The following is a 10,030-nucleotide window of genomic DNA, read 5'->3' on the forward strand; positions in this document are numbered from 1 at the left end:
GTTAGCAAACATATGAGAAACGCAATCGGATTGATGACATCAATAGTTTTAGTTTTTACAATTTCTTGTAATAAAGAACCGATTGAACCATTTGAATTATCAGTTGCGGATTACAATTATTCTCTTGCATACTCTGTCCTTTATAATCTTACGAATGAAAAATTGACCATTACTTATCGTGGCGATTTAGAAAATGAAAAGGATAGTGTTCTCTACTCTACGTTGGATTTACCGAAACGACAACTTAAAAAAATATCTGAAATTAATATTGATAGCTTAAAAACAAATTATAGGAACGACTGTATTGATGATGGCGATGTGAAGTCATTTACTATCAAAAAAGATTCCTTGTCTAAAACTGTTCATTTATCAAATTATTATCATCCCGAATTAAGTCCTCTAATTGAAATGATAAACGGAATTGTCCCAGAAAAATATCAGATGAATTATGACAAAGACGACTTGATTCAGGAAATGAAAAATTGCGAAAAATATAAAAACGCTGATTAAATAAATACGTTTGCTAACAATGTGTATAAGCAATGGCTTGTCCTCGCTTACTTGGAAAATCCTGCGGATTTTCCAATGGTAAGTACCTGTTTGCAATTGTCCGTGACGAACCACGCCACTGCTCATACACGAAACGTTAGCCACAAGCTGAAAAAAAATGACCGAAAAACCAATCATAAGTGATACTGCGAGAATATTTATTTATCCTATTGTAACATTCGCTTGCTTTTGGATATTCCTAAAATACACAGATATAGAACAATTTGAAAAAAAAGAAATTCTTTCGACACTGATTTCTGTGATATCAATAATTATAGCAATAATCGTAACCTATTTATTTTCAAAACTTTTTGCAGAAAAGTCAATTAAAATTGAACGAAAAAAAGAAATAGACTTATTATCATCGAAAATCACCTATTTACGAAGAATTGCTTTTCATATTAGAGGATTACACGAATTTTGGAGATTTAAAGATGTTAACATAAAATCTATTGTTGACCATAAGTATGAAGAACTTACTTATGAGGAATATCGAGGTTATGATTTGCCTGGTCACAGAAAATTCACTTATGATGAGTCAACAACAATTAGTGAAGAAATTTATGGAACAGATGGACAAGCATATCTTGCTCTAAAAGGACTTGAAGACGGAGACAACAGTTTTTCCTTTTTCACAGAATTCAATCCGAAAAATTACACATTAGATGAAATTGTTAGATATAAAGAATATGCTAATTCATTTTGGTATTTTCTTGATAGGTCAAGCGACGACATTGTTAATTTTAATGGTTGTTCAAGATATTGGATGAATAGAATTGATGAACTTTATCAAAAAATTACCGGAAGACAAATTGACAAACAAAACTATAAGAGTCAGCTGAAAGACTTATTAACTGAATTTGATTCAGTCATTTTTGAAAAGCATTATTATTTGAATTCACTAAATTCTGAAAAGCTTCCAAAATTTTATATTAAAGGTTTAATCAATATGGTCGTTTTTTTAGTCCTTTTAATTGTTTGTGTTTTTGCTTTTGTTCTTAACTTAAATATCTGGACTGAATTTACAATGACTATAATTTTACTTTCATTTTTTATATCGAACACAACTGACTTGATTTTAATTACAATTCAGTCAATAAGAAATGAATTAGAAATAAATGAAATTTACAACATATAAGAAAAGCCAGTGGCTAACAAAGAACTGAGGTAAAAAACAAGTCTTTTCTTCCTTAAATTTTAACCATAAAAATCTTGGCATTGTTGAAATGGAACAAATCTCCTACGGTCGATTTGTTTCCAGTCCAACAAGCAAACACCATGTTCATAATATTAATTTTAACTATTGCAGTTTCAGAACCGATACATGCTCTGGATCGTAAGGATTTCCTGAATTAGCAATCGCAAAACACTGCTTGAGCAATTTATTGGACACCGCAATCAGTGCCAGTTTCTTGCTTTTCCCCTTATTTACAAGCCGCTGGTAAAGTTCACGACAGGCCCTATTGTGCTTACAGGCATTGAATGCGCAAAGGAACAGCAGGTTGCGAAGTTTCTTATTTCCGACCTTACTGATCCTGCTACGACCGCGCACACTGCTTCCCGACTCGCGAATTGTAGGTGTAATGCCTACATAACTGCACAGCTGACCGGCAGTCTCAAATTTGGAAAACCCATCGGTCACCACAATTAGAAACAATGCGGTCTTTGGGCCAATACCCGGAACGCTCGTCAAAAGAGTGAGCTGGTGCTGTTGCTCTTTTTTTACGAGCGAGAGCAGACGTTCCTCGATCCCGGCAATCTCCCCGTCCAGGTGCTTCCTGTCCCGTTTGAGGGACCTGTATACAAACTTCGAAGGGATTCCCAAGGTCTCCTCACCGTGCATCTTGTTCTTAGTGGCGGTACGCTTCTTGAGGTAGCTGTCCAACAACCGAAACAGTTGCAGGCACTCCGCCTGTACGTCCGTCAGGGCATTGTATAGCGGAACTTCGTTTGCCATCGCATAGTCACAGATGGCCTTGGCATCGCTCTTGTCGGTCTTTATCTTGGCCAGCTTCATCTGAATGAAACGTTTCACCGACAAGGGGTTTACCACAGATACCACCACATGGTTCTTGTAAAGAAACTGTGCGAGCCTGTAATGATAGTACCCCGTAGCTTCCATGACCACAATGGCACCTTCGGGAAGGATCTTTAAAAATGATCCAAACCCTTTCCCATCATTATTGAACTGGTTGTGGCCACTATTGCTGCCGTACAAATCAAAGACATCCTTGCTGATGTCAACTCCGAAAGTTTCCTTATATTTATTCATAAGAATTTATTTTATGAAAGAACCAGCTACTTGGGTCACAACAACTTGAAAACGAGGTCCAGGCCTCACAGAACTGAACGTGATTTAAGTAGTAAAAGAGCGGGGATTATCAATGTTGCCGAAGTCTAAAAGCTTCACCGTGTATAGTAACCTTACTCCGCTCTTTTGTTCTTTCTGATTAATACTTAAAGTTAACCGATTTAAAGAAAATCAAACTTAAGATGTGTATAAGCAATGGCTTGTCCTCGCCTACTTGGAAAATCCTGCGGATTTTCCAATGGCAAGTACCTGTTTGGAATTGTCCGTGACGAACCACGCCACTGCTCATACACGAAACGTTAGGCACAAGCAAAACCAAGATTATGAAGATATTTGAAGACAAGGAAATAGAGATGATTAAAGAATCTTTTGAATTAAGAAAAAAGAATTCAGATATTGACCATATCAACAAACTAAACATTATCACTTCGAAATTATCTTATCCGATAAAGAATTTAACGAGTTTGCAAAAAGCAATTATTAGAGGTTGTATAAGAGAATTTGCTATTTATCCTAATGAAGAAAATTTGAGGAAAAGTGACTACGAAATATTATCGTCAAGAAAAGAAATTGAAAAGGAGTGCCTGCAAATAGACATCGCATTGAACATTTTGAATAAAACAAACAAAAGAACTAAATCAAAACAGAGATTATTTAAACAAACTTTTGATACAATTGACAAAATATCCAACTCAAAAAAAGTGTATTATTCAATTACAAAAAATGGAGAAATATATAAAGTCGGCATAATTACCAATAAGAATAAAGGTCTAAATGCTGAATTGGGAATGACTACCTCTTTATCGAATTTTGAAATCGGAATTTTAAGTGAAAAATCTTTTATGAAATCAGCTAAACCGTCTGAATTAGTGAATTATTTAAAAAGTTACAGTAAAGAAAATAAACTAACAGAAAACCATAACCGATTTATTAAAATTATGGAAAATGCCAGTGCCTAACACCGTGTATAAGTTATGGCTGGGTCTGTGCCTACTTGGAAAATCCTGCGGATTTTCCACAGGCAGTTGACCGTTTGGAATCGTCCGTGACGACACACGCCACAACTCATACACATCAACGTTGTGTGCAAGCCGAATTTCGCGGAAATCAACACAACTTTTCCCGAATTTTTTTTTTGGTTTTTTAAGACAAAAATAAAACAAGTTTGACGAGCTACTTTCCTAACGGAATTCACTCAGACGGAACGCTTCGGAGAAAAAAATAAACCAATCATTACGGAAAATTCCCAACGGATTATACTCAAACGGAATCGTTGTGGATTAAAAGATAAAGAAACCAATCAAAACGGATCGTTACGGATTAAAATAAAAAAACAATCAGTACGCAACGTTTACGACGGATCTTACTCGGACGGAAAATTGCGGATTAAAAGAAAAAACCAATCGTAACGCAACATTCTCAGCGGATTCCACTCGAACGGAAAAATAAAAGCCTGCACACAACAATGTGTATAAAACATAGCTAATCAGTGCTTTCCGTAAGGTCTGTGTGTATTTGCGAAGTCCGCCAAATCTTTGATTTGGCTGTAATATGGATAATGTGGTTCCAAATCAGAGATTTGGCTAAGTGCCAATCCGAAAGTTATTGTTAAATTTATACGCTACGTTCCATACACGAAACGTTGTAAACAAGCTAAAGAAACCGTCGTAAATGGAAAGACCTTTTGATACAAGATTAAGACAGACTTACGGAACTTTGGAAAAAACCAAAGCGAATTTCATATTCAATTTTAGTCAAAATGATAAAATACTTGTATGGATTGTAGGTTTTTCTGTTACAGCCATTTCGCTGATTGTATCTAAAATTTCAAACATAAATGAAAACTATTCGGATTGCATTTTAAAGACTGTTTTGATATTGTTGACTACTTCAATTATTAGTGGAATAATTTATAGATTTTCGGCTCTTCTTTTCCTTACAAAATACCAGAACATAATGTTCTATTTAGAAGGTGCCTTTTCGAAAGAAAAAACTATGCCAACAGAAACAAGGAAGCTAAAAAAACCTGATGATATTCACGAAATTTATCAGAAAATAAAAGCTGACTTTGACCACGATTACGCGGACGTTCTAAATCTTTATAACCAACCGCAAACTGAAGAATCGAAAAAATACTATATCGATTATTTAAAATCGGAATATCAAAGATTAGCGGAATGGTCTGCGAGTGAATATCAAAGTGCCGATGATTATGTGAAAGGAGTTTTTAAAACTGCATTTGGGTTTACTGACAAAAAAATTAATAATATATTTAGTAAAAACAATGATTCATTTTATCTAAAACTTTGGGGACGGATTTGCGGAATATCGATAACAGTTTGTCTAATAAGTTTTGTATCAGTACTAATTATTCTGGCATTTAACTATGGATAAAAGCCAGTTTACAACAATGTGTATAAGCAATGGCTTGTCCTCGCCTACTTGGAAATTCCTGCGGAATTTCCAATGGCAAGTAACTGTTTGCAATTGTCCGTGACGAACCACGCCACTGCTCATACACGAAACGTTGTGTGTAATGTAAAAAATCGTGCTGAAATTGAACATTTGAACTAAAAACGCCAACGCTCAAACAGCACATTTATTTTTTTTCCAACGCGAAATGCCAACGCGAAAAAAATAAAAGAGCTGTTTCTTGCCAACGCTCGAAAAATAGTATCTTGTGAAAGAAAAAACCGAACCAAAATAAATGCCAATATTTCAGAAATCCGTAATAAAAAAACACCTCAAAAACCTTGACCAAGAAAAGGTAGAAAAAGCTTTCCAAACATTCCGACTGAATTACAATTCTGCGAAAATCGAGCAAATAAAAACGCTCAAAGAAGAAGAATATCAAGATGGTTTTTTACGAGAAATATTTGTTGACGTTTTAGGTTATACACTTCGTCCAGACGAAAATTTTAATTTACAGCGAGAATTTAAAAACCAAACGGACGGAAAAAAAGCAGATGGAGCAATTTTAAAAGATGAAAATGCAATTGCAGTAATTGAGCTGAAATCAACAAAAACAAAGGATTTAACAAAAATTACACAACAAGCTTTTAATTACAAAAACAATCAACCAGAATGTAAATATGTAATTACTTCAAATTTTCAGAAAATTCGTTTTTACATTGACTACTCTACGGAATTTGAGGAATTTGATTTGTTTTTTCTCGACAGAGAAAGATTTGAGCTACTCTATTTAATACTTCACAAAGAAAGTATTTTTTCAAATCTTCCAATAAAACTCAAAAAAGAAACACAGTTCCACGAAAAGGAAATTTCAGAAGAACTTTACAAAGACTATTCTCATTTCAAAAATAAACTATTCAATAATCTTATTGTCAATCATCCAGATGATGATAAGTTATTACTTTTCAAAAAGTCTCAAAAACTATTAGACCGTTTCTTATTTATACTTTTTGCAGAAGATAGTGGCTTATTGCCACCAAATTCAATTTCAAGAATAATTAAGCGTTTTGACATTTTAAAAGAAGAAGACGCATACAAACCGATTTACGAAATTTTCAAGCAGTATTTCGGTTATATGAATATTGGTAGAAAAGGGAAAAAAGAATCCGACAATATTCCAGCTTACAATGGTGGTTTATTCTACGAAGATTTGTTGCTCAACAACCTAAATATTGATGATGAAATTTTAATTGACGATTTAAAAAAGTTATCAACTTATGATTTTAACACAGAAGTTGACGTAAATATTCTCGGTCATATTTTTGAGCATTCGTTAAATGAAATTGAAGAAGTAACCGCAGAAATTGAGGGAACAGTTTCCGACCAAAAAAGAACAAAAAGAAAAAAAGATGGTGTTTTTTACACACCAAAATATATAACAACTTACATTGTCGCAAATACGATTGGTCAACTTTGCATAGACAAAAGAAAAAAACTCGACATTGAAGAAATTGAATATGATGATTCGTTTCTAAAAAAAGACAAGACTTTAACGGTAAAAGGAAAGAAACTTTTCAAAACCTTAACCGAATATAAAAATTGGTTGACAAACCTAAAAGTTATTGACCCAGCTTGTGGAAGTGGAGCTTTTTTAAACCAAGCATTAAATTACTTAATTGAAGAACACGAAAAAATAGACGATATAATTGCAGACTTGACTAATTCACCTTTGAGATTATTCGATACAGATAAAAACATTTTAGAAAACAACCTTTTCGGTGTAGATATTAACGAAGAAAGTGTTGAAATTGCTCAATTATCACTTTGGCTTCGCACAGCAAAAAAAGACCGAAAACTTTCTAAATTAAACAATAACATTAAATGTGGAAATTCACTTTTAGCATCAGAATTTGATTGGCACAAAGAATTTCCAAGCATTATGAAAAATGGTGGTTTTGATATTGTTATTGGAAATCCACCATACATAAAAGAGGCTACAAACAAATCCGCTTTTGATGGTTTACACGAACATTCTTGTTATCAAGGTAAAATGGATTTGTGGTATTTCTTTGGTGCTTTAGCTTTAGATATTATAAAAAAAGATTATGGTTTAATCGGCTACATCGCACCAAACAATTGGATAACCAATGATGGAGCTTCAAAATTCAGAGATTACATTATTAAAAAAGGCAAAATCGTAGATTTTATCGACTTTAGTGATTTTAAAGTTTTTGATTCCGCAGGTATTCAAACTATGATTTACATTATGAAAAGAAGTGACAATAATGAAAATTATGGTCTTAACTTTTCCAAAGTGCTTAACAGCAAAATAAAACACGAAGATGCTCAACTATTTTTAGAAAAAATCGCAGACGAGAAATACGAGTATTTTATATCAAACATCGTAAAGAAAGAATTAATAAATCAGCCAATTAATTTTATAAACGCAGAACTCAATTTGATAATTGAGAAAATAAAGGCAAAAGAAAATTTTAGTTTAGATTCAAAAGAAATCGCTTCAGGTATTGATTTATTGCAAGATTTTGTCAATAAAAAGCATAAAGAAGTAATCGAAAATGTAGAAATTGGCGATGGAATTTTTAATTTAAGTCAAGTAGAATATGACAATTTGAACTTAAACCAAAAGGAAAAAGAACTTTTAAAACCATTTTATACAACAACAGAATTGCAACAATACTATGGTAATCCAAAAAATAAACTTTGGATTATTTACACAGATTCAAGTTTCAAAAACGAAGAAAAAATACTTCCTTATCCAAACGTAAAAGAGCATTTAGACAAGTTTTTAGACGTTTTCACTTCGGTAAACAAACCTTATGGATTACATCGTTCGAGAGACAAAAAGTATTTTAAAGGAGAAAAAATATTTTCATTAAGAAAATGTTCAGTTCGACCAAGATTTACTTATACAGCCTTTGATGCTTACGTCAATAGGACTTTTATGGTCATAAAAACTGATAGAATTAATCAAAAGTATCTCACAGGGATTTTAAACTCGAATTTGATTGCGTTTTGGTTAAAGTACAAAGGGAAAATGCAAGGAAACAACTACCAAATTGACAAAACACCTTTAGAAAATTTACCTTTAATAAATCCGAGTGTTGAAACGCAAGAAAAAATTGCTGATTTAGTTAACAGTATTATTTCTAAAACTCAAAAAAGTTCCGATTATCAAGAGCTGTTGGACAAAGCAAAAGCGGAAAACAATTTTGACCGAGAAATACAATTAACAAAAGAATTGGAGCAAATTACAACGGAATTGGAAAAAGCCGAAAGTAAAATCAACACGATTATCTACGAGCTTTACGAAATTGAACCTACTGAAATTGCAACGATTGAAAAGAATATATAGAGAATGAAAAGCCAACGCTAAAAAGCCATACACATTTCCAGTCGCATCATCCAAGCTTCACCAAAACTGTAAAAGCGTATGTCTTGCCAACGCTCACATTTGAACTAAATAACAAACATCGGAAAACCAAGCAGAACGAAAAAAACACTACACACAACAACGTGTATAAAACATAGCTATTATAGGCTTTCCGAGAGGTTTTTGCTTATTTATTAAGTTCGCCAAATTTTTATTTTTGTATATTTAGAAATTAAAAGATAAATAGAAAAAATAAAAATTCGGCTCGTGCTAAATCCGAAAAGTTAGTGTTTATTTATACGCTACGTTTCATACACAAGACCGTTGTAACCAATGCAAGAAACGAAACGAATGAAAAAAATAATCCTTTTAATAATTCTGACTTTTACATTTAATGCTATTGCACAAGATGGTTCTGACATAAAATATGTAAGTGTATCTGAACTTGACAATTCGTATGTCGGAAAAATGGCTCATTTGGATTTTTATAATTATTCTTTTGGAGGTATAAAGCTTGACAATAAAGATTTGACGGATAAAGTCACAATCGAACTTGAAAATAAAAAAATAGAATTTTTGGAGCACAGAGCTGATAATGGACATAATAACTGGTTTTCGGAACAATATTTGGAATCGACTAAATTTATCGACGGTTATAAAATCCGAATTACGATGTGTGAGATTGAGGAAATTACCTCAGACTTTATAAAAGTTATTTTATTTCTGCAATACAAAGATAAAAACGGAAAATTAAACTCTGAAAAACCAAATAGAATTGAATACAGCTTTCCGAAAAAAATATTGACTGAAATATTAATTCGGAATTAAAAGCACTGGTTACAACAATGTATAACCGAAATTACGGCGGATTCGACTGCGTCCGAATCCACGCGTAATTGCTATCTTAGGTGCTTATCCGAAAAACATTAAATTTAATCCCGTAACTGCGGTTATACTAAACGTTGCAAGTAATAGCGGAAAACACTCAAACGCAAACAATTCGCAAATAAAATAAATCTGATTTTTAACAAATATTACGCTGAATTTACTCTACCGATTTTCTACTCAAACGGAATTTCTTACTCGAACGGAATCTCACTCAAACGGTATTTCCACTCAAACAGAATTTTCACTCAAACGGAATATCTACTCAAACGGAATTTCTTACTCAAACGGAATTGGAAAAAGTTAGCAGATTAAAGATAAATAAAAGTAATCGGAACAAAAAAACTACTACTTGCAACACCGTATAAAAAAAATTGCTATTTTGTGCTTAATTAAAGTGTGTTGCATTTTTGCTTGCTTCTGATTTTCCTACGGAAAATCCTCGCCCACAAAAACGCAACTTTCTTTATACAAAAACGTTA

At 32.9% G+C, this 10,030-nt stretch carries 7 protein-coding genes; 6 read left to right on the forward strand and 1 reads right to left on the reverse strand.

The annotated features are described in order from the left end of the window. On the forward strand, positions 1 to 510 hold a 510-nt coding region (locus H3Z82_RS19040), incomplete at its 5' end, for a hypothetical protein (RefSeq protein ID WP_220459217.1). A 157-nt stretch (positions 511 to 667) separates the two neighbouring features. Further along, a complete protein-coding gene (locus tag H3Z82_RS19045) occupies positions 668 to 1,687 on the forward strand; it encodes a hypothetical protein (protein ID WP_182207070.1) in 1,020 nt (339 codons plus the stop codon). A gap of 162 nt (positions 1,688 to 1,849) precedes the next feature. On the opposite strand, the gene H3Z82_RS19050 is transcribed toward H3Z82_RS19045, so the two are convergent. Further along, the gene (locus H3Z82_RS19050) at positions 1,850 to 2,821 is read right to left on the reverse strand and encodes an IS110 family RNA-guided transposase (protein ID WP_182207071.1); all 972 of its coding nucleotides are present in this window, start codon (positions 2,819 to 2,821) and stop codon (positions 1,850 to 1,852) included. 362 nt (positions 2,822 to 3,183) lie between these two features. Between H3Z82_RS19050 and H3Z82_RS19055 the strand changes: the two genes are divergently transcribed. From H3Z82_RS19055 to H3Z82_RS19070, 4 genes are all read left to right on the forward strand, one after another. Beyond that, on the forward strand, positions 3,184 to 3,819 hold the full coding sequence (locus H3Z82_RS19055; RefSeq protein WP_182207072.1) for a hypothetical protein: 636 nt from the start codon (positions 3,184 to 3,186) through the stop codon (positions 3,817 to 3,819). A gap of 712 nt (positions 3,820 to 4,531) precedes the next feature. Beyond that, entirely contained in the window at positions 4,532 to 5,254 is a 723-nt protein-coding gene (locus tag H3Z82_RS19060; RefSeq protein ID WP_182207073.1) for a hypothetical protein, read from the forward strand. Positions 5,255 to 5,567: 313 nt separating this feature from the next. Further along, complete coding sequence (locus tag H3Z82_RS19065) at positions 5,568 to 8,645, forward strand: Eco57I restriction-modification methylase domain-containing protein (protein WP_182207074.1); 3,078 nt, start codon at positions 5,568 to 5,570, stop codon at positions 8,643 to 8,645. A 369-nt stretch (positions 8,646 to 9,014) separates the two neighbouring features. Then, complete coding sequence (locus tag H3Z82_RS19070; protein WP_182207075.1) at positions 9,015 to 9,491, forward strand: hypothetical protein; 477 nt, start codon at positions 9,015 to 9,017, stop codon at positions 9,489 to 9,491. Positions 9,492 to 10,030 lie beyond the last annotated feature (539 nt).

This window comes from Gelidibacter maritimus (genome assembly GCF_014062315.1).
Lineage (GTDB): Bacteria > Bacteroidota > Bacteroidia > Flavobacteriales > Flavobacteriaceae > Gelidibacter > Gelidibacter maritimus.